Origin of the sequence: Streptomyces sp. SYP-A7185, assembly GCF_046103685.1 — a bacterium.
Classification (GTDB): Bacteria; Actinomycetota; Actinomycetes; order Streptomycetales; family Streptomycetaceae; genus Streptomyces.
This window is the reverse complement of the sequence record NZ_CP122310.1, coordinates 2010001-2034273: the sequence shown is the minus strand read 5'-3', so window position 1 is coordinate 2034273 and position 24273 is coordinate 2010001. Positions and strand designations below refer to the sequence as shown.

At 71.9% G+C, this 24273-nt stretch carries 19 protein-coding genes (1 of these 19 only partly in view); 10 read left to right on the top strand and 9 right to left on the bottom strand.

All coding sequences use genetic code 11. From position 1 onward, the window contains the following. Nucleotides 1-84: 84 nt before the first annotated feature. Nucleotides 85-936, bottom strand: coding sequence for an IclR family transcriptional regulator (locus QBL25_RS08765; RefSeq protein WP_409056452.1), 852 nt, complete (start codon nt 934-936; stop codon nt 85-87). A gap of 190 nt (nt 937-1126) precedes the next feature. Between QBL25_RS08765 and QBL25_RS08760 the strand changes: the two genes are divergently transcribed. Together QBL25_RS08760 and QBL25_RS08755 are read left to right on the top strand one after the other, a co-directional pair. Then, nucleotides 1127-1447 carry a bifunctional 3-phenylpropionate/cinnamic acid dioxygenase ferredoxin subunit gene (locus QBL25_RS08760; protein ID WP_409056451.1) on the top strand — a complete coding sequence of 107 codons (321 nt, stop codon included), beginning with the start codon at nt 1127-1129 and terminating at the stop codon, nt 1445-1447. Continuing rightward, a complete protein-coding gene (locus tag QBL25_RS08755; protein ID WP_409056450.1) occupies nt 1444-2601 on the top strand; it encodes an NAD(P)/FAD-dependent oxidoreductase in 1158 nt (385 codons plus the stop codon). Before QBL25_RS08760 ends, QBL25_RS08755 begins: the two co-directional genes overlap by 4 nt. 13 nt (nt 2602-2614) lie before the next feature. On the opposite strand, the gene QBL25_RS08750 is transcribed toward QBL25_RS08755, so the two are convergent. Beyond that, nucleotides 2615-3076 carry a hypothetical protein gene (locus QBL25_RS08750; RefSeq protein ID WP_409056449.1) on the bottom strand — a complete coding sequence of 154 codons (462 nt, stop codon included), beginning with the start codon at nt 3074-3076 and terminating at the stop codon, nt 2615-2617. Nucleotides 3077-3516: 440 nt separating this feature from the next. Between QBL25_RS08750 and QBL25_RS08745 the strand changes: the two genes are divergently transcribed. From QBL25_RS08745 to QBL25_RS08725, 5 genes are read left to right on the top strand one after another with little or no spacing between them, the layout of a single operon-like run. Continuing rightward, a complete protein-coding gene (locus QBL25_RS08745) occupies nt 3517-6540 on the top strand; it encodes a nitrate- and nitrite sensing domain-containing protein (RefSeq protein ID WP_409056448.1) in 3024 nt (1007 codons plus the stop codon). Continuing rightward, nucleotides 6537-6977 (top strand): roadblock/LC7 domain-containing protein, encoded by a 441-nt coding sequence (locus tag QBL25_RS08740; protein ID WP_409056447.1) that lies wholly within the window; start codon nt 6537-6539, stop codon nt 6975-6977. Before QBL25_RS08745 ends, QBL25_RS08740 begins: the two co-directional genes overlap by 4 nt. Before the next feature lie 9 nt (nt 6978-6986). Next, nucleotides 6987-7391: a DUF742 domain-containing protein gene (locus QBL25_RS08735; protein WP_361844008.1), complete on the top strand. Its 405-nt coding sequence runs from the start codon at nt 6987-6989 to the stop codon at nt 7389-7391. 24 nt (nt 7392-7415) lie between these two features. Next, the gene (locus QBL25_RS08730) at nt 7416-11180 is read left to right on the top strand and encodes a hydantoinase B/oxoprolinase family protein (protein ID WP_409056446.1); all 3765 of its coding nucleotides are present in this window, start codon (nt 7416-7418) and stop codon (nt 11178-11180) included. Then, entirely contained in the window at nt 11161-11766 is a 606-nt protein-coding gene (locus tag QBL25_RS08725) for a GTP-binding protein (protein ID WP_409056445.1), read from the top strand. Before QBL25_RS08730 ends, QBL25_RS08725 begins: the two co-directional genes overlap by 20 nt. Before the next feature lie 71 nt (nt 11767-11837). Here QBL25_RS08725 and glpK read toward each other — a convergent pair whose 3' ends face one another. The 5 genes from glpK to QBL25_RS08700 form a co-directional block, all read right to left on the bottom strand. Continuing rightward, nucleotides 11838-13358 carry a glycerol kinase GlpK gene (gene glpK / locus QBL25_RS08720; protein WP_409056444.1) on the bottom strand — a complete coding sequence of 507 codons (1521 nt, stop codon included), beginning with the start codon at nt 13356-13358 and terminating at the stop codon, nt 11838-11840. A 14-nt stretch (nt 13359-13372) separates the two neighbouring features. After that, entirely contained in the window at nt 13373-14128 is a 756-nt protein-coding gene (locus QBL25_RS08715; RefSeq protein WP_409056443.1) for an MIP/aquaporin family protein, read from the bottom strand. A gap of 446 nt (nt 14129-14574) precedes the next feature. Beyond that, nucleotides 14575-15765, bottom strand: a complete 1191-nt coding sequence (locus QBL25_RS08710; protein WP_409056442.1) for a lipid-transfer protein — start codon at nt 15763-15765, stop codon at nt 14575-14577. Then, a complete protein-coding gene (locus tag QBL25_RS08705) occupies nt 15762-16241 on the bottom strand; it encodes a Zn-ribbon domain-containing OB-fold protein (RefSeq protein ID WP_409062586.1) in 480 nt (159 codons plus the stop codon). The genes QBL25_RS08710 and QBL25_RS08705 overlap by 4 nt, the downstream gene beginning before the upstream one ends. Nucleotides 16242-16343: 102 nt before the next feature. Then, the gene (locus QBL25_RS08700) at nt 16344-17150 is read right to left on the bottom strand and encodes a M15 family metallopeptidase (RefSeq protein ID WP_409056441.1); all 807 of its coding nucleotides are present in this window, start codon (nt 17148-17150) and stop codon (nt 16344-16346) included. 73 nt (nt 17151-17223) lie between these two features. On the opposite strand from QBL25_RS08700, the gene QBL25_RS08695 reads away from it, so the two are divergent. Then, a complete protein-coding gene (locus tag QBL25_RS08695) occupies nt 17224-17754 on the top strand; it encodes an NUDIX domain-containing protein (protein WP_409056440.1) in 531 nt (176 codons plus the stop codon). Here QBL25_RS08695 and QBL25_RS08690 read toward each other — a convergent pair. After that, entirely contained in the window at nt 17745-20111 is a 2367-nt protein-coding gene (locus tag QBL25_RS08690; protein ID WP_409056439.1) for a TIM-barrel domain-containing protein, read from the bottom strand. The two genes, QBL25_RS08695 and QBL25_RS08690, sit on opposite strands and share 10 nt — an antisense overlap. A gap of 213 nt (nt 20112-20324) precedes the next feature. Between QBL25_RS08690 and QBL25_RS08685 the strand changes: the two genes are divergently transcribed. Both QBL25_RS08685 and QBL25_RS08680 read left to right on the top strand, forming a co-directional pair. Next, entirely contained in the window at nt 20325-22307 is a 1983-nt protein-coding gene (locus tag QBL25_RS08685) for an acetoacetate--CoA ligase (protein ID WP_409056438.1), read from the top strand. Between the two features lie 75 nt (nt 22308-22382). Next, nucleotides 22383-23276: a hypothetical protein gene (locus QBL25_RS08680; protein WP_409056437.1), complete on the top strand. Its 894-nt coding sequence runs from the start codon at nt 22383-22385 to the stop codon at nt 23274-23276. Nucleotides 23277-23335: 59 nt separating this feature from the next. Here the strand turns inward: QBL25_RS08680 and ptsP are convergent, their stop codons facing one another. Next, a protein-coding gene (ptsP, locus tag QBL25_RS08675; protein WP_409056436.1) for a phosphoenolpyruvate--protein phosphotransferase crosses the window boundary here: on the bottom strand, nt 23336-24273 show its 3' portion. The gene runs 733 nt beyond the window's last position; only the last 938 of its 1671 coding nucleotides appear in the window; its start codon lies off the right edge, out of view; it ends in the stop codon at nt 23336-23338.

Sequence of the window (24273 nt, the reverse complement as noted above, 5' to 3'; positions counted from 1 at the left end):
GGCGAAACGCGGCCGACACGCGGCGAGGGCGGAACCGGGGATCTCCCGGTTCCGCCCTCGCTCGGCGTCAGTTCCGACGGCCGGTCAGAAGCCGTACCCCATCCGCCGCGACAGCTCCACGGCCGCGGCGACCGTGCGCTTGGCGAGCTCGGTGAGGCGGTCCTCGGTCAGGCGGTAGACGGGCCCCGACGCGCTGAGCGCGCCGATCACCTTGCCGTCGTGCGCGCGCACCGGGGCCGCGACGGCGGCCAGGCCGACCTCGAGTTCTTCCACGGCGACGGCGAACCCCTGGTCGACGACGGCCTCCAGTTCGGCGCGCAGGGCCACCGTGCCGGTCACCGTGTGCTCGGTCAGGCGCGGCAGCGTCCGCGCGACGAGGCCCTCGCGCAGGGTCGTCGGCAGATGGGCCAGGAGGATCTTGCCGCTGGAGGTGGCGTGCAGCGGGGTGCGCCGGCCGAGCCAGTTCTGCGCGGTCACGGACGCGGGGCCGCGGGCCTGCATGATGTTGACCGCTGCGTCGTCGTCCAGGATCGCGATGTTGACCGTCTCGCCGAGCTCGTCGGCGAGGTCGCGGCAGACCGGGCCGCCCTCCTGGGAGATGTCCAGACGCACTGCCGCCGCCCCCGCGAGGCGCAGTACGCCGGCCCCCAGGAAGTACTTCCCGCGGTCCTTGGCCTGGCCCACCAGGCCGCGGTTCTCCAGGACGCCGAGCAGCCGGAAGGCCGTCGACTTGTGCACGCCCAGCTCGTCCGCGATCTCGGTCACCCCGGCCTCGCCGAGCCGGGCGAGGATCTCCAGGACGCTGACCGCGCGGTCCACGGACTGGACGGATCCCGGTGGTGATTTGGCCTGCTTGTCGCGGGCCACGGGCCGGTCATCGGGGCCGTTCTCGCGCGGCTCTCCGTTCTGATCAGGCTGTTTCCGCGTGCCGGTCATATCTCAACTCTCACCACCTCGCGGCTTGTTGAAGCCGCATCTGCGGGAAGCCCTTGACGCGGCGGGCGTCCCGACCGGATTCTGTTGCGCATAGCGCTCCCTCGTGCGCCATGCGAAACATCATGTTACCGAAGGGTCCTGGGCCGAGAAGGTCTCAGGACCGGGCCGAGACAGATCAAGAGGGGGGCCCATGATTCCCGTCTGCCGCCTTGAAGACCTCCCCGCGGGCGAATCCGTCCGTGTCGACACCACACCTCCCGTCGCGGTGTTCAACGCCGACGGCGAGATCTACGCCATCGACGACACCTGTAGCCACCAGGACGCCTCCCTCTCCGAGGGGTGGCTGGAGGGCTGCCTGGTCGAATGCCCGCTCCACGCCGCCTCTTTCGATCTCCGCACCGGCCTGCCGACCTGCCTGCCGGCCCGCCGCGCCGTGCGCACCCACCGGGTGAGCGTCGACGACGGCACGATCCACGTCCACCTCGTGGCCGAGGAGGGTTCCGCCGCATGAGAACCATCACCGTGGTGGGCGCCTCGCTCGCCGGGCTCTACGCGGCGCGTGAACTGCGCGCCCAGGGATACGACGGACGGCTCGTGATCATCGGCGACGAGCCGCATCAACCGTACGACAGGCCGCCGCTCTCCAAGGACTTCCTCCTCGGCACGGCCGACGAGGCCCAACTCGCCTTGTCCGACGACGAGGAGAGCGCGGAACTGGCCGCCGAATGGCTGCTCGGCACGCGCGCCCGGGGCCTGGATCCCCGCGGCCGTACCGTGCTCCTGGAGGACGGCAGGACCGTCGCGAGCGACGGGGTGGTCATCGCGACCGGCGCCTCCGCGCGCCGGCTCCCCGGGCCGGCCCTGGCCGGGGTGCACACCCTGCGCTCCCTGGACGACGCCCGCGGCCTGCGCGCGGAGCTGACCGCGGGCCCGCGCCGGGTCGTCGTGATCGGCGGTGGCTTCATCGGCGCCGAGACCGCGTCCTCCTGCGCGGCGCTCGGGCACGACGTGACGGTCGTCGAGGCCGCCCCGCTGCCCCTGCTGCCGCAACTGGGCGCGGACATGGCGGCCTTCTGCGCCGGACTGCACGCGCGCGGGGGAGCGGAACTGGTGACGGGCACCGGTGTCGCCGCCCTGCACGGCCGCCGGGCCGTACGCGCGGTGGAACTGGCCGACGGCCGGCTGCTCCCCGCCGATGTGGTCGTCGTCGGCATCGGGGCGGTCCCCAACACCGGCTGGCTCGCGGGCTCCACGGTCGCCGTGGGGGACGGGGTGCTCTGCGACGACGGCTGCGTCACGGGGGTGCCGCACGTCGTCGCGGTGGGCGACGTCGCCCGCGTGGGCGGGGCGCGGGCCGAGCACTGGACGAGCGCCACCGAGCAACCCCGCGTCGCCGTACGCAACCTGCTGGCCGGGCACACCGCCGAGAGCGTGCGCCCGCTGCCGTACTTCTGGTCCGATCAGTACGGCTCCCGCATCCAGTTCGCCGGACGGCGGCGCCCCGAGGACACCGTGCGCCTCCTGGAGGGCTCGACGGAGGAAGGCAGCTTCCTCGCCGCGTACGAACGGGAGGGGCGCACCACGGCCGTGCTCGCGGTGGACCGTCCGCGCCCGTTCATGCGGATGCGGCGCGGCCTGTTGGCCGACGTGCCCGTCGCCGCCTGACTCCTGGCGGCGCCTAGGAGTGCGACAGCTGCCCGGCCCCGCCCCTGCGGCGTATGCGCTCCTCGCTCCGGGCGGCGGTCCTGGCCTGGCGGCGGGCCCGGCGCCGCTCGCGCCGCAGTTGGCGTGCGGTGCTGCTGGGCACCGACACCACGCCGTTGCGCTGGTTCCACACCTGGCGCGTGACCCAGACGTCCAGGACGCCCCAGGTGGCCACGACGGTGCTGGCCACGCTGCTGAGCACCATCGGGAACGACAGCCACGAACCGGCCAGGGTGCACAGGAACGCCGTCATCGCCTGTATCAGCGTCAGCGCCACGATGATCACGGCGCGCACCGCGGCCGTGCGCACCGGATCGGGCAGGCGGCGTCTGCGCGCCGGCTCCTCGACCCACAACTCCCTGCGGTACTCGCCGGACCGACGCCTGGATGCCTCGTGCTCATCCGCGGTCGTCCTCTGGCGTTCTGCCGTGCCCATTGACTCGTCACTCCCCCGATGCCCCACGGGCCGTTCGATGAGATGCCGGCGGATCCGACTTTCCTGTGGCTGCCCGGTATATGAGGCTTTACGCCACCTGATGACGGCCCGCGGCCCCTGATGCCCGCTGTCCCCAACTCCCGTACGGAATGACGAATGGCGGGCCGGGATGATTCCCGCCCGGTTCGGAAAAGCGAAGAGTTCCGGCCAACTGGGCCCCGGGGCCAGGCGGACCGTGCCGAGTGGCATGTGCCACACGCGGGATGCAATCTCCCGAATTGAAGGGACAACTGGGGACGCTCATTTTGCGTCACGGCTGAAATCCGTCCGGACGTGCCTTCGAGTTACTCCAGTGTCAGTAGTAGGCTCACGCCGTTTGTTGACGCACATGTGTGCCCCTGGCCCTAGCGCGGCCGCAGGGGGCCGATCTGGGGGAGGCCATGCGCTTTCGCGGGAAGTCCATCCGCCGGAAGATCGTGGCATTGCTGCTGGTGCCGCTCATTTCCCTGACTGCGATGTGGGGTTTTGCCACTTATCTGACGGGCCAGTCCGCCAAGGACCTCATCGACGTCTCCAAGGTCGTCGACAAAATCGGCTATCCGATCGAGGACGCGGCCCGGGTCATCCAGCAGGAACGGCGCCAGACCCTCGTCTACCTCGCCGACCCCCGCGCCTCCGACGCGCTCGCCGCGCTGCGCCGCAGCCAGACGTCCACCGACGACATGGTCGCCAAGGTCGTCGAGAACGCCGGACACCAGGACGTGCGCGACGAGGTCACCGGCCAGTCGGCCGACCGCCTCGCCTCGCTCCTCGACTCCTTCGAGGGCATCGAGTCCCTGCGCCGCACGGTCGAGGAAGGCACCATCACCCGGGCCGGCGCCCTGAAGATGTACACGAAGCTGATCGACCCCTGCTACGGCTTCCTGATGACCCTGCACGGTCTGGACGACGTGAAGATCGACCAGCAGGGCCGCGCCCTCGTCGGCGTCGCACGGGCCCGCGAACTGCTCTCCCGCGAGGACGCGCTGCTCGGCTCCGCCCTGGTCGCGCGCCGGCTCACCAAGACCGAGATCCGGGAGATCTCCGACCTCCGGGCCCAGCGCACCCTGCTGTACGAGGTCAACCTCGCCCAGCTGCCCGAATCGGAGCGCGCCGGATACGAGCGCTACTGGAACGGCGCCGAGACGACGGCCCTGAGGTCCGCCGAGAAGGACGTCGTCGAGTCCTCGCCCGGCACCCCGCGCGCCGTCACCACCGCACGCTGGGACGACGCAGCGGGCAAGGCGCTCAAGGACCTCGCCGAGCGCGACAAGGCGGCGGGTGACCGCTTCCAGGAGCGTGTCGAGCCGGTGGCGGTCGGCGTGATCGTGCGCGTCGTCGTGGCGGGCGTGTTCGGTCTGCTCGCGCTCCTGTTCTCGGTCTTCATGTCCGTGCGCATCGGCAGCAGCCTCATCCGCGACCTGCGCCGGCTGCGCCTGGAGGCCCACGAGGCCTCCGGCGTGCGGCTGCCCGGCGTGCTGCGCCGCCTGGCCGCGGGCGAGCAGGTCGACGTGGAGACCGAGGCACCCCGTCTGACCTACGAGAAGGACGAGGTCGGCCAGGTCGGCCAGGCCCTCAACACCCTCCAGCGCGCCGCGGTCGAGGCCACCGTCAAACAGGCCGACCTGCGCCGCGGCGTCTCCGAGGTGTTCGTCAACCTCGCCCGGCGCAGCCAGGTGCTCCTGCACAAGCAGCTCACCCTGCTCGACACCATGGAGCGCAGGACCGAGGACACCGACGAACTCGCCGACCTCTTCCGCCTCGACCACCTCACCACGCGCATGCGGCGGCACGCCGAGGGCCTCGTGATCCTCTCCGGCGCCGCCCCTTCCCGGCAGTGGCGCAAGCCCGTCCAGCTCATGGACGTCGTCCGCGCGGCCGTCGCCGAGGTCGAGGACTACGAGCGCATCGAGGTGCGGCGCCTGCCGCGCATCGCCGTCACCGGTCCGGCCGTCGCCGACCTCACCCACCTGATGGCCGAACTCCTGGAGAACGCCACGGTGTTCTCGCCGCCGCACACCGCGGTGCAGGTCCTCGGGGAGCACGTCGCCAACGGCTTCACCCTGGAGATCCACGACCGGGGCCTCGGCATGGCCGCCGACGCCCTCCTGGACGCCAACCTGCGCCTCGCGGAGACCCCGGAGTTCGAGCTCTCCGACACCGACCGCCTCGGCCTGTTCGTGGTCAGCCGCCTCGCCCAGCGCCAGCGCGTACGCGTCTCCTTGCAGCCCTCTCCGTACGGCGGGATCACCGCGGTCGTGTTCATCCCGGAGACGCTGCTCACCGACGACGTGCCGGACACGAACGGCGTCGGGTTCCGTCTCGACCGGCCGCAGCCCAAGGAGGCCGTGGGCCGCGACGCCTCGGGCGACAAGCAGGCCGCGCTCGGCCAGGTGCCCGTGCAGCTGCCCGGTCTTCCCGCTTCCGTCCTCGACGGCCCCGTCGAGCTGGAGGCCCCGGTCGGCATGGCCGGCCTCGACCCCTTCCCCGGGGCGCTCGGCGACCTCGGCGACCTCGGCGACACCGACAGCGAGCGCGGCGGCCTCTTCCGCCCGCGCCGCCGGATGACCGGGCTCCAGGGGGACGAACAGCACCAGCAGGCCCGCGAGGAGCGGGAGACGGGCGAACGCGAGCCTGCCCGCCCCGAGGACCTGCCTTCGCGCACCGGCGGGCCCAGGGCCGCGGGCGGCAACGGCTTCGGCGTCCCGGACGACGACGCGGCGCCCGGCGACCCCGTCCAGCTGCCCCGGCGCAGGACCCCGAAGCTGGTCTCCTCGCACGGCCGCCCCGTGACGCACAACAGGCCCCGGGGCGCGGCCGATGACGACGACGCGGCACCGGAGCGCCCCGAGCGCTCCCAGACCCCCGTGGGGCGCTCCCAGGCCCCCCTCGGGCGTCCGCAGGGCGGCGCCGTGGACCGGGACCGGAGCGGCCGCCCCGCTGCGGAGCCCATCGACCTGCCCCGCCGCCCCGAGCCGCAGTCCGCCTGGCCCGACCTGTCGCCGCCGCACCGCGACGTCACCGCGGCCGACATCCCGCCCGACCTCCCGCGCCGCAGCCGGCGCCCGGCGCCCGCGCGGACGGAGCCTCCGCGCGCGGAAGCACCCCGTACGGAAGCACCCCGTACGGAGACCGAGTCCCGCGTCGGCCCCGCGCCGGCGCCCGCCACCGCACCCGGCGGACTGCCCCGGCGCGTCCGCCAGGCCAATCTCGCCCCACAGTTGAAGGACGGGCCGGACCAACGCACGGAACGCGACTCCGCTCCGGCCAGGACCAGGCCGGAAGAGCGCGACGCCGACGAGGTACGCAGCCGGATGGCTTCGCTCCAGCGCGGCTGGAAGCGTGGCCGAGAAGAGAACGCCGCGGGCGAAGACGCCCAGGACGGCACAGCACCAGGAACGACATCTGAGGGGGACGGTCGATGACCGCACCGAAGGCCGACGCACGTACCGCCACACCCGGGGGAGCGAGGGAGCTGAACTGGCTCCTCGACGACCTGGTGCAGCGGGTCGCCAGCATCCGCAAGGCGCTCGTGCTCTCCGGCGACGGCCTGCCCACCGGCGTATCGGCGGATCTGACCAGGGAGGACAGCGAGCACCTCGCGGCTGTCGCCTCCGGTTTCCACAGCCTCGCCAAGGGCGTCGGGCGACACTTCGAGGCGGGCCGGGTCCGCCAGACGGTGGTCGAACTCGACGACGCGTTCCTCTTCGTCACGGCCGCGGGCGACGGCAGCTGCCTCGCCGTCCTCGCGGACGCCGACTCCGACGTAGGTCTGGTGGCGTACGAGATGACGCTGCTGGTCAAGAGGGTGGGTGTGCATCTGGGTACGGCGCCGCGCACCGACCTGCCCACGGGAGGGTAGCGGGAGGGTATGAGCGAAGACGGCACAGGGACACAGGGGACCCATCGCTGGTTCGACGACGACGCCGGGCCCGTGGTGCGGCCGTACGCCATGACGCGCGGCCGGACCACCAGTCCGGCGCAGCACCGCCTCGATCTGATCGCGGTCGTCATCGCGGAGGCCCGCGCCGGGGATCCGGAGGCGGACAGGACGCTGTCCCCGGAACACGTGGACATCGTCGGACTCTGCCGTGACAGCCCGCAGTCGGTCGCCGAACTGGCGGCCGAACTGGACCTTCCCATCGGCGTGATCCGCGTCCTCATCGGCGATCTCGTGGACGACGAACTGGTGCACGTGACACGTCCCGTACCCCCTGCGGAACTGCCGGACGAGAGTATTCTGCGCGACGTGATCAACGGCCTCCGGGCGCTCTGAACAGCGCGGAAGCGGGAGTGGGACGTGACTGGCTGGCAGTTCTGGGTCGACAGGGGCGGCACCTTCACGGACATCGTCGCGCGCCGCCCCGACGGAGAGCTGCTCACGCACAAACTCCTGTCGGACAACCCGTCCCGCTACGCCGACGCGGCCGTCGCGGGCATCCGGGCGTTACTGGGCGCCGCCCCCGGCGCCCCGGACGGCACGGCGGACGTGCCCGTCGACGCCGTCCGCATGGGCACCACCGTCGCCACCAACGCCCTCCTGGAGCGCAAGGGCGAGCCCACCGCCCTGGTGATCACGCGGGGCTTCGGCGACGCCCTGCGCATCGCCTACCAGAACCGCCCCCACATCTTCGCCCGCGAGATCGTCCTGCCGGAGCTGCCCTACGACCGGGTCATCGAGGCCGACGAACGGGTCACCGCCCAGGGCGAGGTGCTGCGGGCACCCGACCTGGAGCGCCTCGCCGGACCGCTGCGCCAGGCCTACGAGGACGGCATCCGGGCCGTCGCCGTCGTGTGCATGCACAGCCATCTGTACCCCGCCCACGAGCGGGCGATCGCCGAACTGGCCGCCCGGACGGGCTTTGCGCAGGTCTCGCTCTCCAGTGAGGTCAGCCCGCTGATGAAGCTGGTCCCGCGCGGCGACACGGCGGTCGTCGACGCGTACCTGTCACCGGTCCTCGACCGCTACGTCCGGCACGTCGCCGACGAACTCAGCGGCGTGCGGCTGATGTTCATGCAGTCGAACGGCGGCCTCACCGAAGCGGGCCAGTTCCGCGGCAAGGACGCCATCCTGTCCGGTCCTGCCGGCGGCATCGTCGGCATGGCCCGCATGTCCCAGCGCGCGGGCTTCGACCGGGTCATCGGCTTCGACATGGGCGGCACGTCCACGGACGTGTCGCACTTCGCGGGCGAGTACGAGCGGGTCTTCACCACGCGGATCGCGGGCGTACGGCTGCGGGCGCCGATGCTGGACATCCACACCGTCGCCGCGGGCGGCGGCTCCGTGCTGCACTTCGACGGCAGCCGCTACCGCGTGGGCCCCGACTCGGCGGGCGCCGCTCCCGGCCCCGCGGGCTACCGGGGCGGCGGGCCGCTCACGGTCACCGACGCGAACATCGCCCTCGGACGGATCCAGCCCGCCCACTTCCCCCGGGTGTTCGGGCCGCGGGGCGACCAGCCGCTGGACGAGACCCTCGTGCGCGAGCGCTTCACCGCACTGGCCCGCGACATCGGGGAGCGCACCGGCGACGACCGCACCCCGGAGCAGGTCGCCGAGGGGTATCTGCAGATCGCGGTCGCCAACATCGCCGCCGCCGTCAAGCGCATCTCGGTCCAGAAGGGCCACGACGTGACCCGCTACGCCCTCACCACGTTCGGCGGCGCGGGCGGCCAGCACGCCTGCATGGTCGCCGACTCGCTCGGCATCCGCACCGTCCTCGTACCGCCCATGGCGGGCGTGCTCTCCGCGCTCGGCATCGGCCTCGCCGACACCACCGCGATGCGCGAGCAGTCCGTGGAGGCCCGGCTCGCACCCGCCGCGATGCCCCGGGTCATGAAGACCGCCGACGACCTGGAGGAAGCGGCCCGCGCCGAACTCCGCGCCGAGGACGTGCCCGAGGACCGCATCCGCGTCACCCGCCGCGCCCAGCTGCGCTACGACGGCACCGACACCACCCTCACCGTGGAGCTCACCGAGCCGGACAGCATGATCCGCGTCTTCGAGGAACGCCACCGCACCACCTACTCCTTCACCCTGGACCGCCCCGTCGTCGTCGAGGCGCTCTCCGTGGAGGCCACCGGCCTGTCCGAGCAGCCCGACCTCTCCGTGCTCACCGGCCACACGCACCCCGGCGCCCCGCGGGCCGTCCGCCTGCACACGGGCGGCGCCTGGCGCGACGTGCCGCTGCACCGCCGCGAGGAACTGCCGCCCGGCGAGACCGTCGACGGGCCCGCGATCATCACCGAGGCGAGCACCACGACGGTCGTGGACGACGGCTGGCGGGCGGCCGTGTCACGTGAGGGACACCTGGTCATGGAACGGGTGGGGGTCCCCGGAGGTTCCGCGGCGAGCACGGCGGCCGACCCCGTCCTGCTGGAAGTCTTCAACAACCTCTTCATGTCGATCGCCGAGCAGATGGGCGCCCGCCTGGAGTCCACGGCCCAGTCGGTGAACATCAAGGAGCGGCTCGACTTCTCCTGCGCCCTGTTCGACCCGGACGGCAACCTCGTCGCCAACGCCCCGCACATCCCGGTGCACCTGGGCTCGATGGGCACCAGCGTGAAGGAAGTGATCCGGCGCCGCGGCACCGGCATGCGCCCCGGCGACACGTACGCGGTCAACGACCCGTACCACGGCGGGACCCACCTCCCGGACGTCACCGTCATCACGCCGGTCTTCGACACCCCGGGCAAGGACGCCCACGGCGAGCGGATCCTCTTCTACGTGGCGTCGCGCGGGCACCACGCGGAGATCGGCGGCATCGCCCCGGGCTCCATGCCGGCCAACAGCCGCACCATCGAGGAGGAGGGCGTCCTCTTCGACAACTGGCTCCTGGTGGAGGGCGGTCGCCTCCGCGAGGCCGAGACCCTGAGCCTGCTCACCGACGCCCCCTACCCCTCCCGCAACCCGGCCACCAACCTCGCCGACCTGCGCGCCCAGATCGCCGCCAACCAGAAGGGCGTCGACGAAGTCGCCCGCATGATCGAGAACTTCGGGCTCGACGTGGTCCAGGCGTACATGCGGCACGTCCAGGACAACGCGGAGGAAGCGGTGCGCCGGGTCATCGACACACTGGAAGAGGGTCAGTTCGCTTATCCAACCGACTCGGGGGCCGTCATCCGGGTCCGCGTCTCGGTCGACCGCGCGGCCCGCTCGGCGACCGTCGACTTCACCGGCACGTCGCCCCAGCTCGCCACCAACTTCAACGCGCCCTTCGCGGTGGTCAACGCGGCGGTCCTGTACGTCTTCCGCACCCTGGTGGCCGAGGACATCCCCCTCAACGACGGCTGCCTGCGCCCCTTGCGCATCGTCGTGCCGCCCGGCTCCCTCCTCGCCCCCGAGCCACCGGCGGCCGTCGTCGCCGGAAACGTCGAGACCTCGCAGGCGATCACCGGCGCCCTCTACGGAGCCCTGGGGGTCCAGGCCGAGGGCTCAGGGACGATGAACAACGTGACGTTCGGGAACGACCGCCACCAGTACTACGAGACGGTGGCCTCCGGTTCGGGGGCCGGCGAGGGCTTCGACGGCGCGTCCGTCGTCCAGACCCACATGACCAACTCCCGCCTCACCGACCCCGAAGTCCTGGAGTGGCGCCTGCCGGTGCTGCTCGAAGAGTTCGCCGTACGGCGCGGGAGCGGCGGCGCCGGACGGTGGCGCGGCGGTGACGGTGCCGTGCGCCGCATCCGGTTCCGCGAGCCGATGACGGTCTCCACGCTCTCGCAGCACCGCAGGGTGGCGCCGTACGGTATGGCGGGCGGCAGCCCCGGAGCGCTCGGCACGGGCCGCGTGGAGCGTGCCGACGGCGGCGTACAGGACCTGGACGGCAGCGACTTCGCGGAGGCCGGCCCCGGCGACGTCCTGGTGATCGAAACACCGGGCGGCGGCGGATACGGCCCGGCCCCGCGCGACAGCGGCGGCGGGAGCGGCCCCGGCGGAGCGCGCGCGACCCCCGCGGGCGATCCCGGCGAAACCGTCCGCGACACGGCAAGCACACCCCCCGCACCACAGGCATCCCCCGAAGCAACTGATCCAGGAGAAGCGAGCGATGATCTTCAAGCGTTCTGAGCGCGGCAAGGCCCCCGTCGAGCCGGTGACGCTGAAGATCCTGGTGGCGGGCGGCTTCGGCGTGGGCAAGACGACCCTCGTCGGCGCCGTCAGCGAGATCAAACCGCTGCGCACTGAGGAGCTGCTCAGCGAGGCGGGCCGCCCGATCGACGACACCAGCGGCGTCGCGGGCAAGCACACCACCACCGTCGCCATGGACTTCGGACGCATCACGCTCCGCGACGATCTGGTCCTGTACGTCTTCGGCACCCCGGGCCAGGACCGCTTCTGGTTCCTCTGGGACGAGCTGGCCACCGGCGCGCTCGGCGCGGTCGTCCTGGCCGACACCCGCCGCCTGGAGGACTGCTTCGCGGCCGTCGACTACTTCGAGCGGCGCTCCATACCCTTCGTCGTCGGCGTCAACTGCTTCGAGGGCGCCTCGCGCTACCCCGCCGACGCCGTGCGCCAGGCGCTCGACCTCGACCCCGGGGTGCCCGTGGTGATGTGCGACGCGCGCGAGCGGCAGTCCGTCAAGGAAGTGCTCATCGGCGTGGTCCAGCACGCGATGGCGACCGCAGCCGCGGCCAGGGAGCCCGCCGCCACCTGAGCGCGCGAGCCTGTGCACGGCCGCGGCCCGTACCCCCTGTGCAAGGGGCACGGGCCGCGGTCATCCCCGGCTCAGCTCGCGCCGTCCTCGTGCCAGCCGAAGCTCCGCTCCACCGCCTTGTGCCAGTTGTGGTACTCGCGCTCACGGACCTCCGCGTCCATCACCGGGGTCCACTCGACGTCCTGCTGCCAGTGCGCCTTCAGCTCGTCGAGGTCGTTCCACACGCCGGTCGCGAGACCGGCGGCGTACGCGGCGCCCAGACACGTCGTCTCGGAGACCTTCGGCCGGATCACCGGCACCCCCAGGACATCCGCCTGGTGCTGCATCAGCAGATTGTTCTTGGTCATGCCGCCGTCCACCTTCAGGGTCCGCAGCTGCACCCCGGAGTCCTGGTACATGGCGTCGACGACCTCGCGGGTCTGCCAGCTCGTCGCCTCCAGGACGGCGCGTGCCAGGTGCGCCTTGGTCACGTACCGGGTGAGGCCGGTGATCACGCCGCGCGCGTCCGAGCGCCAGTAGGGCGCGAAGAGACCGGAGAACGCGGGCACCACGTACGCGCCGCCGTTGTCCTCCACGCTCGCGGCCAGCGGCTCGATCTCGTCGGCGCTGCGGATGATGCCGAGCTGGTCGCGGAACCACTGGACCAGCGCGCCGGTGATCGCGATCGCCCCTTCGAGGCAGTAGACGGGTGCCTCGGAGCCGATCTTGTAGCCCATGGTGGTGAGCAGCCCGTTCTTCGAGGGCACGGGCCGGTTACCGGTGTTGAGCAGCAGGAAACTGCCGGTTCCGTACGTGTTCTTGGCCGTCCCCGTGTCGTAGCAGGCCTGACCGAAGATCGCCGCCTGCTGGTCGCCGAGCGCGGAGGCCACCGGCACGCCGGCGAGCTGCCCGACCGCCGTGCCGTAGACCTCGGCCGACGACCTGATCTCCGGCAGGATCACCTCGGGGACGTTCATCGCGGCCAGGATCGACCGGTCCCACTGGAGGGTGGCCAGGTTCATCAGCATGGTGCGGCCGGCGTTGGTGACGTCCGTGACGTGCACGCCGCCGTCCGTGCCGCCGGTGAGGTTCCAGATCAGCCAGGAGTCGATCGTGCCGAACGCTATCTCGCCGCGCTCGGCGCGGGCCCGAAGGCCGGGCACGTTGTCGAGCAGCCAGGCCGCCTTGGGTCCGGAGAAGTAGCTGGCGAGCGGCAGTCCGGTCTGCTCCCGGAACCGGTCCTGGCCGTCCGCGCCGCCCAGTTCGTTGCAGAGAGCCGACGTCCGGGTGTCCTGCCAGACGATCGCGTTGTGGACGGGCTTGCCCGTGGCGCGGTCCCACAGGACCGTCGTCTCGCGCTGGTTGGTGATGCCGAGCGCACTGATCTGGTCGGTACGGAGTCCGGCCTTGGCGATCGCTCCCGCGACCACCGCCTGCACCTTGGACCAGATCTCGGTGGCGTCGTGCTCGACCCACCCCGGCTTGGGAAAGATCTGGCGGTGCTCGCGCTGGTCGACGGCGACGATCTCGCCGGAGTGGTTGAAGATGATGCAGCGGCTGGAGGTGGTGCCCTGGTCGATGGCGGCGACGAACTTCTCGGAGTTGTCCGGCATGGCTACCCCTAGCGTCAGAAGGCTACGTTGTAGATGAGACCTGCGAGCGCTCCGCCGATCAGCGGCCCGGCCACGGGGATCCAGGCGTAACTCCAGTCGGACGTCCCCTTGTTCGGGATCGGCAGGAACGTGTGCACGATGCGCGGGCCCAGGTCACGGGCCGGGTTGATGGCGTATCCGGTCGGCCCGCCCAGGGAGAGGCCGATGCCGACGACCAGGAACGCCACGATCAGCGTCTGCGTGCCGGACTCGCCGAGCCCCTCGGTGAGTCCGAAGGCGAGGATGGGCAGCACCAGGGCGATCGTCGCGATGACCTCCGTGACGACGTTGGCGACCGGGTTCCGGATCTCGGGGATGGTCGAGAAGATGCCCAGCGTCGGCGTCGGCTCGTGGGCGGGCGTCAGCTTGTCCTTGAGGTTCCCGGAGACGTTGGCGCTGAACTGCGCGTAGTACACGAGGTACGCGAGGACGGCGCCGAGCATCGCGCCGACCATCTGCCCGAGCAGGTAGATCCAGACCTTGCCCCACTCCCCGGTGTCGATCGCGATGCCGAGCGTGACGGCGGGGTTGAGATGACCGCCGGACAGAGGGCCGGCGGTGTAGGCGCCCGCGAGCACCCCGAAGCCCCATCCGAAGGCGATGACGACCCATCCGGAGGCTTTGGCCTTCGAGTGGTTCAGGGTGACGGCGGCGCATACGCCGGCGCCGAAGAGAATCAGGATCGCGGTGCCGATGATCTCACCGACGAAGATGTCCCCATTCGAGTACATGGCGGCTCCTAGGGCCTCGCCCGGGGCGGTGGCCCCGGTACTCCGTGCTGGGTGCGTTCCACGACAACTGCCTGGCCGTTCCCGGTGATGTCAGTCGAAGGCAGGGGTTCCCGCGCCCCGCTCGGCTGCCATGGCGAGCGTGCCGTCGCAGTCGAATCGCCCAGAGGGGGATGACCCGCTGAACAGGCCTTTCGTGCAGGCCTTCGCGCGTGCAGGGGCCCTGAGTGGCGCGGAGCCGTAGTGCGGCGATGCCGACTGACACCGGAAGTGTTCACCGGTGGTGATGGAGCGTCAAGGTCGCGGACGGCAACGGTTAACCGGCGTGATCCCTTCCCCTGCGGGGCACCCGTGGCCGCGCCTCGCGGCGGACCCGCTCCGCCCCCGTGAGGAGCTTGAGTGGGGCATGAGAGGGGCTTGAGGGGCACAGGGAGGGCCGGTGCCGGCGCTCAGCGCACCGCGACGACCGCGGAGCCGTGCCCGAAGAGCCCTTGGTTGGCGGAGATCCCCGCACGGGCCCCTTCGACCTGCCGCGCCCCGGCCGTCCCTCTCAACTGCCAGGTGAGCTCGCATACTTGGGCGATGGCCTGGGCCGGGACCGCCTCTCCGAAGGAGGCGAGCCCGCCGCTGGGGTTGACCGGTGTGCGCCCGCCCAAAGCGGTCACTCCCTCCCGCAGCAGCTTGGCCCCTTCCCCCTCGCCGCAGAGCCCCAGATCCTCGTACCACTGGAGTTCGAGCGCGGTCGAGAGGTCATAGACCTCGGCGAAGGAGAGCTCCTCGGGCCCGACGCCCGCTTCCTCGTACGCGGCCCGCGCGATGGAGGCGCGGAAGGTCCCGTCGGCCGGCTCCACGGCGGCCGCCGAGTCCGTCGCGATGTCCGGCAGATCGAGGACGGTGGTCGGATACGTCGGCGTCACCGTGGACACCGCGCGGATCCGCACCGGCTCCGCCGGGCCGTGCCGCCGCGCGAACTCCATGCTGGAGAGCACGAGCGCCGCCGCCCCGTCGGAGGTGGCGCAGATGTCGAGCAGCCGCAGCGGGTCGGCCACGACGGCCGACGCGGCCACTTCCTCGGCGGTGACGGTCTTGCGGTAGCGGGCGTTCGGATTGAGCGCGCCCGTCGCGGCGTTCTTCACCTTGACCTGGGCGAAGTCCTCCAGCGTGTCGCCGTGCACGGCCATCCTGCGGCGTGCGTACAGGCCGAAGTACGTGGGGTTGGTGGCCCCGAGGAGCCGGAAGCGCAGCCAGTCCGGGTCGTCGTGCCGGTCTCCTCCGGCGGGCCGGAAGAACCCCTTGGGCGCGGCGTCCGCGCCGACCACGAGGACCACGTCGGCCAGGCCCGCCAGGATCTGTGCCCGCGCGGTGTTGATCGCCTGCGCCCCGGACGCGCACGCCGCGTACACGCTCGCCACCCGCGCGCCCTGCCAGCCGAGGGCTTTCGCGAACGTCGCTCCGGCCACATAGCCGGGATAGCCGCCCCGCACGGTGTCCGCGCCGACGATCGACCCCACGTCACGCCAGTCCACCCCGGCGTCGGCGAGCGCCGCGCGGGCCGCCGCGGTGCCGTACTCGACGAAGCTCCGGCCCCATTTGCCCCAGGGGTGCATGCCCGCGCCGAGCACCGCCACCTCGCTGCTCATGCGCTCACCCCCACCGGCCGCCAGTACCACGTCGTACAGGCCGTCGCCGAGCCGTCCTCGGCCCCGGCCGCCTCATCCCCCTCATCCGTCCCGGCTTCCTCGGCCTTCTCCTCCAAGACGCCGGGAACCACCTCCACCTCCATGCCGACCTCCAGATCGGCGACGGTGACCCCCGGCGCCCCCTGGCCAAGGACCACCATCCGCTCCGCTTCCAGCTCCACAGCGATCAACGCGTAGGGCTCCCAGGGAAGTTCCGGATCGGAGACATAGGGGGCGGGCGCGCGGTAGCGGCTGTCGGTGTACGACCAGACGCGTCCGCGCCGGGAGAGCGGCACCTCGTCGAGGTCGCCGCCCACGCAGCCGGGATTACGGCAGAAGCCGTCCTCGCGGGGGAAGAAGACGCTCGCGCAGGCCGAGCAGCGCGTGCCCAGCAGCCGGAAGTTGTCTCCCTCCCCGGCGAACCAGCCGGTCACCACGGGAGTACGCGTACGCGACAAGGCTCCTCCACGACGCTGGATCTGACGGAACGTCAGAAGTGTGCCACGGGCAACCGGATCCCGTCAGTACCGCGGCACCCGCTACTTCCCGTTCAGCGAACGGCGCGTCACGGGGAAGTCGAAGTACGTGTCGGGGAAGAGCTCGGGCTTGTACGTGAAGTGCCACCACTCCTCGGGCAGGTTGGTGAAACCGGCCTTGGTCAGCGTGCCCCGCAGCAGATCGCGGTGGGCGCGCTGCTTGCCGGTGATCCGGGGGTCGTCCGTGTGGGAGAGGGTGTCGAAGCAGTCGAAGCCCGTCCCCATGTCCACGGAGTTGTCGGGGAACCGCTCCTTCTGTGGCCCGAAACAAGGGGTGAGGGGCTCGCCCGGGACGTACGGACGGGTCGGCAGGGCGGGCAGTCTCACGATTGTCAGATCGAGCGTCGAACCGCGGCTGTGCCCGGACTTCGCCGCGATGTAACCGTCCTCGAACAACCGCGACTTGTCGACATGGGGATAGAACTCCGCCTTCATGCGGACGTCGCCGAGGTCCTCGGCCCACCGCACGAACTGATCGACCGCCCGCTGCGGCCGGTAGCAGTCGTACACCTTCAGGGAGTAGCCCTTGCGCAGCAGCGTGCGCTGAGCCTTGTGCAGGGCCTTGGCCGCGGGTTCGGTCAGGATGCACATCGGCTTCTTGTAGCCGTCGATGGGCTCTCCCACGAAGTTGTGCGGCGTGAAGTAGCGCATCTCCTGGATGATCGTCGGGTCCACGTCCCGCAACGCCACGAACGCGTCCGGGGCCTTGGGTTCGGGCTTGGCGTGGGCGGGCACGGAGGCGGCGGCCACGGCGGTGAGAGCGGTGGCGGTGACGGCGAGATTCCGCAGCGCGGGGGCAATTCCTGTCATGAACCCTGCATCTATCAGGATCCGGTCCCGGAGGGAAAGACCGTCACCGTGAAGATCGGATACAGTCCGCCGCGTGTCAGCATCCCAGCACCACGCCGAACCCGTCCCCGGCTCCCACTGTTCGAGCTGCGGGGCGCCCTACGGGGACCTCTCCGCCTGGCCCCGCACCTGCCCCGCCTGCGGCACGGTCGCCTACCGCAATCCGCTCCCCGTCGCGGTGGCGCTCCAGCCCGTGTACGACCTCAAGGGCACCGCCCTGGTCGTCGTGACCCGGACCATCGCCCCCGCGCGCGGGGGAGTGGCCCTGCCCGGAGGATTCATCGACGACCGGGAGGACTGGCGGGACGCCGTCGTCCGCGAGCTGCGGGAGGAGACCGGCATCGACGCGGCCAGCCGAGACGTCCGCCTCGCCGGGGCGCTCAGCGCACCCGACGGCCACCTGCTGCTCTTCGGCCTCCTGCCCGAGCGCCCGGCGGCGGAGCTGCCGGACTCCGCGCCCACCGCCGAGACCGACGGCTGGCACCTGCTGCGCCAACCGGCGGAACTCGCCTTCCCGCTGCACACCCTGGCCGTGGCGGCCTGGTTCGACGGCCGCTACATCTGAGGCCGTACGCCTCCCCGCACCGTCACCGGCAGCCCGACCTCGCCCGCCTCCTCACCGTCCCGCTCGACCACCACGTCCCCGTCGGCCCACCGCGCGGTGAACCGCTCGATCTCCGGCTGAGCCCACCCGTCACCCGCGTCCCTGACCACCAGGCCACCTCCCGTACGCCCCGGCGCCGGCGCCCACACCTCCAGCTCCAGACCACCGCCGGCGCCGCGCACGGGCAGCACCGCACCGGCCCGCGCGAGCACCGGGACGCGGGACAGCGGGGCCTCCAGCACCACCCGGGAGGGCCCCTCGTACGCCCGGCCCGTCGCCGTGTCGTACCAACGGCCCGCCGGCAGCCGCACCGTGCGGCGCACGGCCCCCTGCTCGAACACGGGCGCCACGAGGAGGCAGTCCCCGAGCAAGAACGCGTCCTCACAGTCACGCAGCGCCCGGTCCTCCGGACTGCCCCACCACAAGGGCCGCACGTACGGCGTCCCCGTCCGCCGCGCCAGATGCGCGAGCGTCACGAAGTACGGCAGCAGCCTCCTGCGTTCGACGAGCGCCACGCGCGCGTGCCCGAGCACATCGGGACCGAACTCCCAGGGCTCCCTGCGCCCGGCCCGCAACGCGGCATGCGTACGGAACAGCGGCAGATACGAACCCAGCTGGAACCACCGCAGATACAGCTCGGGCGAAGGACTGCCGTCGAACCCGCCCACATCGGGGCCCGAGTACGGCACGCCGCACAACCCGAGGCCCAGCACCAGCGAAAGAGACGCCCGCAGCCCGGGCCAGCCCGTCGCCACGTCCCCGGACCACGTGCCTCCATAGCGCTGCATCCCCGCCCACCCGGAGCGCGAGAACAAGAAGGGCCGCTCCTCGGGGTGCAGTTCGCACAATCCCTCGTACCCGGCGCGCGCCATGGCGAGGCCGTACACGTTGTGCGCCTCGCGGTGGTCGCCGCCGCGCCCCTCCAGGGCGTGCCGCGCCGAACGGGGCAGCGTCGGCTCCCCGAAGGCCGCGAAGGACACCGGCTCGTTCATGTCGTGCCAGAAACCCGCGAACCCCTGGGCGAGCCGCTCCTTGTAGAGGCCGCCCCACCACGCCCGCACGCGCGCGTCCGTGAAGTCCGGATACACCGAACGGCCCGGCCAGACCACCCCGTGCACCGTCCGCCCCGCGGCATCGCGCACAAAGGCGTCCGTCGCCCGCCCGCTGTCATAGACCTCGTTGCCCGGCTCGGCCTTCACCGCCGGGTCGACGATCGACACCAGACGCACGCCGTCCCCGGCCAAGTCGTCGGCCAGCTGCGGCAGCCGGGGATAAGTCTCCTTGTCGACGGTGAACACCTGGTGCGCGTCGTAGTGATCGATGTCCAGATGGACGGCGTCCAGCGGAAGCTCCCGCTCCCGGTAGCCGTCGACGATCCTGCGCACCTCCCGCTCACCGCCGAAACCCCACCGCGCGTGGTGGTGCCCGAGCGCCCACGAGGGAGGCAGCGCGGGCGGACCGGTCAGCGAGGCCCAGGTGTGCAGCACGCGCGCGGGGGTGCCCACCATCGCCCAGCACCGCAGCGGCCCGCCGCCCATGCGCACCTCGCACGAACCCGCCCTGTCGTGCCCCGACCCCGCACCCTCCTCACCCTCGCGCACCGTCACGGTGCCGTCCCACGTGTTGTCGTAGAACACCAGATGACAGCCCGCGTCGGCCACCACGAACTGCACCGGCATCGTGATGTACAAAGGACCGTCACCCGGCCCGAACGACCCCCCGGGATCGGTGTTCCACAGCCGGTACGTGCCGTTCCGCAGCCGGGGCCCGTCCGCACGTCCCCCCAGCCCGAAGAACCGCGCCTCCGCGGCCACCTGCGAGCGCTGCAACCAGTGACCGGGCTCCTCGCCCGCCGCCCACCAGCGCGGCGGCAGATCCCGGCGCAGCATCAGACCGCCCGGGGTCCGCAGCTCCACGGCGCCGAGGCGCGAGACGACCACCGTCGCCCGCTCCGACACCACCCGCCAGCCGCCCTCCTTGTCCGGCTCCAGGACGGCCCGCGGATCCGCCTCGGGACTCCCGCTCACCAACGCGTACGAAGGATCGGGCTGCGCGCCGTCCCAACCCCAGAAGATCGCCCCGCCCGTCGTGACCCGCACCCGCAGCTCGGAACGCGCGAACCGCACCACCCCGCCACCGGGCCCCGGCTCCGCACCCACCACCGGACCGGGCACCCGCGCACGCTCGGCACTCCGGGGAGCGAGACCGGCCGCGTCCGCCCGCCGCCTGTCCCAAGAGGACCGCACCGCACGCAACCCCTGCGCCGTACCGATCAAGCCGACCGCCTTCATCGAACGCACCAGGTCACGACCGTTCATGCTGCTCACCTTGCCACCGAAGAAGCCGCCCGTGTGGATCGTTCAACTGCCGTTCACCTGGGGTGACGGCACATAGTCGCCCCGCCGACTGTGTGAGGCACACCCTGGTGTCGAAATCGATCACGTGGCATCGTCCTTGTCAGCCGTGTCGCGCGCACAACCAGCACGCGCGCACCCACACGCATACGACGCGTAAAGCCCGGGAGCCGCCCCATGTCCTCAGCGAACCCCTCACCGCTCTGGCAGCCCGACCAGGAACGGATCGCCGCCGCGCAGATCACGCGGTTCCAGGCGTGGGCCGCCGAGCAGCACGGAGCACCCGCCGACGGCGGATACGCGGCACTGCACCGCTGGTCCGTGGACGAACTGGACACCTTCTGGAAATCAGTCACCGACTGGTTCGACGTGCGGTTCACGACTCCCTACGCGCGCGTACTCGGCGACCGCTCGATGCCGGGCGCCGAATGGTTCCCCGGAGCTACGCTCAACTACGCCGAACACGCCCTGCGCGCCGCCGAGGACCCCGCGCGCGCGGGCGACCCCGCACTCCTCCACGTCGACGAGACCCACGAGCCCGCCACCGTGACCTGGGGCGAGCTGCGCCGCCAGGTGGGCTCCCTCGCCGCGGAGCTGCGCACGCTCGGCGTGCGCCCCGGAGACCGCGTCAGCGGATACGTACCGAACATCCCGCAGGCCGTCGTCGCCCTCCTGGCCACCGCGGCCGTCGGCGCCGTCTGGACCTCCTGCGCCCCGGACTTCGGCGCACGCAGCGTCCTGGACCGCTTCCAGCAGGTCGAACCGGTCGTCCTGTTCACCGTCGACGGCTACCGCTACGGCGGCAAGGAACACGACCGCCGCGACGCCGTCGCCGAGCTGCGCCGGGAACTGCCCACCCTGCGCGCCGTCGTGCACATCCCGCTGCTGGGCACCGAAGCCCCCGAAGGCGCCCTGGAATGGGAGGCCCTCACCGCGACGGACACCGCCCCCGTCTTCGAGCCCGTCCCGTTCGACCACCCCCTGTGGGTGCTCTACTCCTCCGGCACGACCGGCCTGCCCAAGGCCATCGTCCAGTCCCAGGGCGGCATCCTCGTCGAACACCTCAAGCAGCTCGGCCTCCACTGCGACCTGGGCCCCGAGGACCGCTTCTTCTGGTACACCTCCACCGGCTGGATGATGTGGAACTTCCTCGTCTCCGGCCTCCTCACCGGCACCACGATCGTCCTGTACGACGGCAGCCCCGGCTATCCCGACACCGGCGCCCAGTGGCGCATCGCCGAACGCACCGGGGCCACCCTCTTCGGCACGTCGGCCGCGTACGTCATGGCCTGCCGCAAAGCCGGCGTCCACCCGGCCCGCGACTTCGACCTCTCCGCCGTGAAGTGCGTCGCCACCACCGGCTCCCCGCTGCCGCCCGACGGATTCCGCTGGCTGCACGACGAGTTCGCGGACACCCCCGGCGGTCTGTGGATGGCCTCCGTCAGCGGCGGCACCGACGTCTGCTCCTGTTTCGCCGGAGCCGTGCCGACGCTGCCCGTCCACATCGGCGAACTCCAGGCCCCCGGCCTAGGCACGGACCTCCAGGCCTGGGACCCCCAGGGCAAGCCCCTCGTCGACGAGGTCGGCGAACTCGTCGTCACCAACCCGATGCCCTCCATGCCGATCCACTTCTGGAACGACCCGGACGGCACGCGCTACCACGACAGCTACTTCGACACCTACCCCGGCGTCTGGCGCCACGGCGACTGGATCACCGTGACCTCGCACGGCTCGGTCGTCATCCACGGCCGCTCCGACTCCACGCTCAACCGCCAGGGCGTACGCATGGGTTCGGCCGACATCTACGAGGCGGTCGAACGGCTCCCCGAGATCCGTGAATCCCTCGTCATCGGCGTCGAACAGCCCGACGGCGGCTACTGGATGCCCCTCTTCATCCACCTTGCCCCCGGCGCCACCCTCGACGACGGCCTGCGCGACCGCATCAAGCAGACGATCCGCGCCCAGCTCTCCCCGCGCCACGTCCCCGACGAGGTCATCGAGGTCCCCGGCATCCCGCACACCCTCACCGGCAAGCGCATCGAGGTCCCGGTCAAGCGGCTCCTCCAGGGCGCCGCACTGGAGAAGGCGGTCAACCCCGGCTCCGTGGACAACCTCGGCCTGCTCCGCTTCTACGAGGACCTGGCCCGCAAGCGCTCCTGACCCCCGCCCCGCCGCCGTTGTCAGTGCCCGCCATTACTCTGAGTGAGCATTGATCGACGTACCGCAGGGGGAATCATGGCTCGCACGCAGCACACCACCACACGGCGCGCACTACGCCGCGAAGTCGCCGGCACCATCGGCCTGCTGGCCGACGAGGACGACTTCGCGGCGATGCGCCACTACCGCACCTTCACCTTCGACGACCACACGGCCTACCTCCGGCAGGCGGAAGGCCTCCTCAGGTCACTCGCCGAAGACGGCGGACACACCACCGTCGTGCTCTTCGACCCGGAGGAGTACGCGCAGTACTGCGCCGAGACCGGCCTCGACCCCGACGCCCCCGCGAGCCGCACCCGCTTCACCGCCGAACTGGCCACCACCGGACCCACCGTTCCGTACGAAGGCCAGCCCCTCTCCGACCTCCTCCCCGACCTCGTCGACGAGGCGGTCCGGCGGGCGACCTGGGAGTACGCGACCCTGCTCCTGGCCCGCCTCGGCGCCTGCGCGGTCTGCGGCGAGGACATCGGCCGCGCCGCCTTCGACCGGGCATCGGACCTGCTCGTCCAACTGCTCGACACCGCGCGCCCCGGCACCCGGCACCTCGTGTGCAGCGTGCCCACCGCCCGGGAGACCCTCCTCGCCGCACTGCACGCGACCCAGGAGGACGACGGCACCACAAAACTCGACGAGACCGAAGCCCTGGAGTTCACCACGGTCCTCGCGGTCGGCATCGCCACCCGCAGCGCGGCGGGCGTCGTGATGCGCACCCTCATCGAGGGCGAACACGACCGCGTCCAGGGCTGGCGCCTGCACGGCCGGCGCCTCCTGCCCCTCACCGCGGCCGAGGTCTTCGACGCCTACTGCACCGACGCGGCGTCAGGAGACCTCGTTGCCCCGGAGTCCGGCGTCGACTACTGCGCCGCACCCGACATCGGGGATCAGGAACCCGACGGGGAACACCGGCACTGAACGCGAAGGGGCGCCCCACCCGCAGCGGATGGAGCGCCCCTCACACACCTGACTTCCGGTCACTCCCCGGACAGCACCGCCTGCGCGGCCTTCCGGGCCTCGTCGGCGGTGTCCGCGGCACGCGCCGCGGCCGCCGCACGCTCGCACTGGGCCAGCGTGTACTTGCCCAGCGTCGCCCGTACGTAAGGAATGGACGCCGCACCCATGGAAAGGGAGGTGACGCCGAGACCGGTCAGCACACACGCGAGCAGCGGGTCGGAAGCCGCCTCGCCACACACGCCACAGCTCTTGCCCTCGGCCCTCGCCGCATCGGCGGACAGCGCCACCAGGTCGAGCAGCGCGGGCTGCCACGGGTCCTGGAGCCGCGACACGGCGCCCACCTGACGGTCGGCCGCGAACGCGTACTGCGCGAGGTCGTTGGTGCCGAGCGACAGGAACTCGACCTCCTGGAGGATCGAGCGCGCCCGCAGAGCGGCCGACGGGATCTCCACCATGGCACCGAACTTCGCCTGAAGCCCCGCCTCACGGCACGCGTCGGCGAACGCCTTCGCGTCGATGCGGTCGGCGACCATCGGCGCCATGACCTCGAGGTAGACCGGCAGCCCCTTCACGGCCTTGGCCAGCGCCGTCAGCTGCGTGCGCAGCACGTCGGGGTGGTCAAGGAGCGACCGCAGGCCACGCACGCCGAGCGCCGGGTTCGGTTCGTCGGCGGGCGTCAGGAAGTCGAGCGGCTTGTCGGCACCCGCGTCGAGCACCCGCACGACGACACGGCCCTCGGGGAACGCCTCGAGCACCTTGCGGTACGCCTCGACCTGCTTCTCCTCCGACGGCGCCTTGGTGCTGTCGTCGAGGAAGAGGAACTCGGTACGGAAGAGACCGACGCCCTCGGCGCCCGCCTCCACCGCGGCCGGCACATCGGCGGGACCGCCGACGTTGGCCAGCAGCGGCACCTTGTGACCGTCGGACGTCGCACCGGGACCGGTCGACGCGGCGAGCG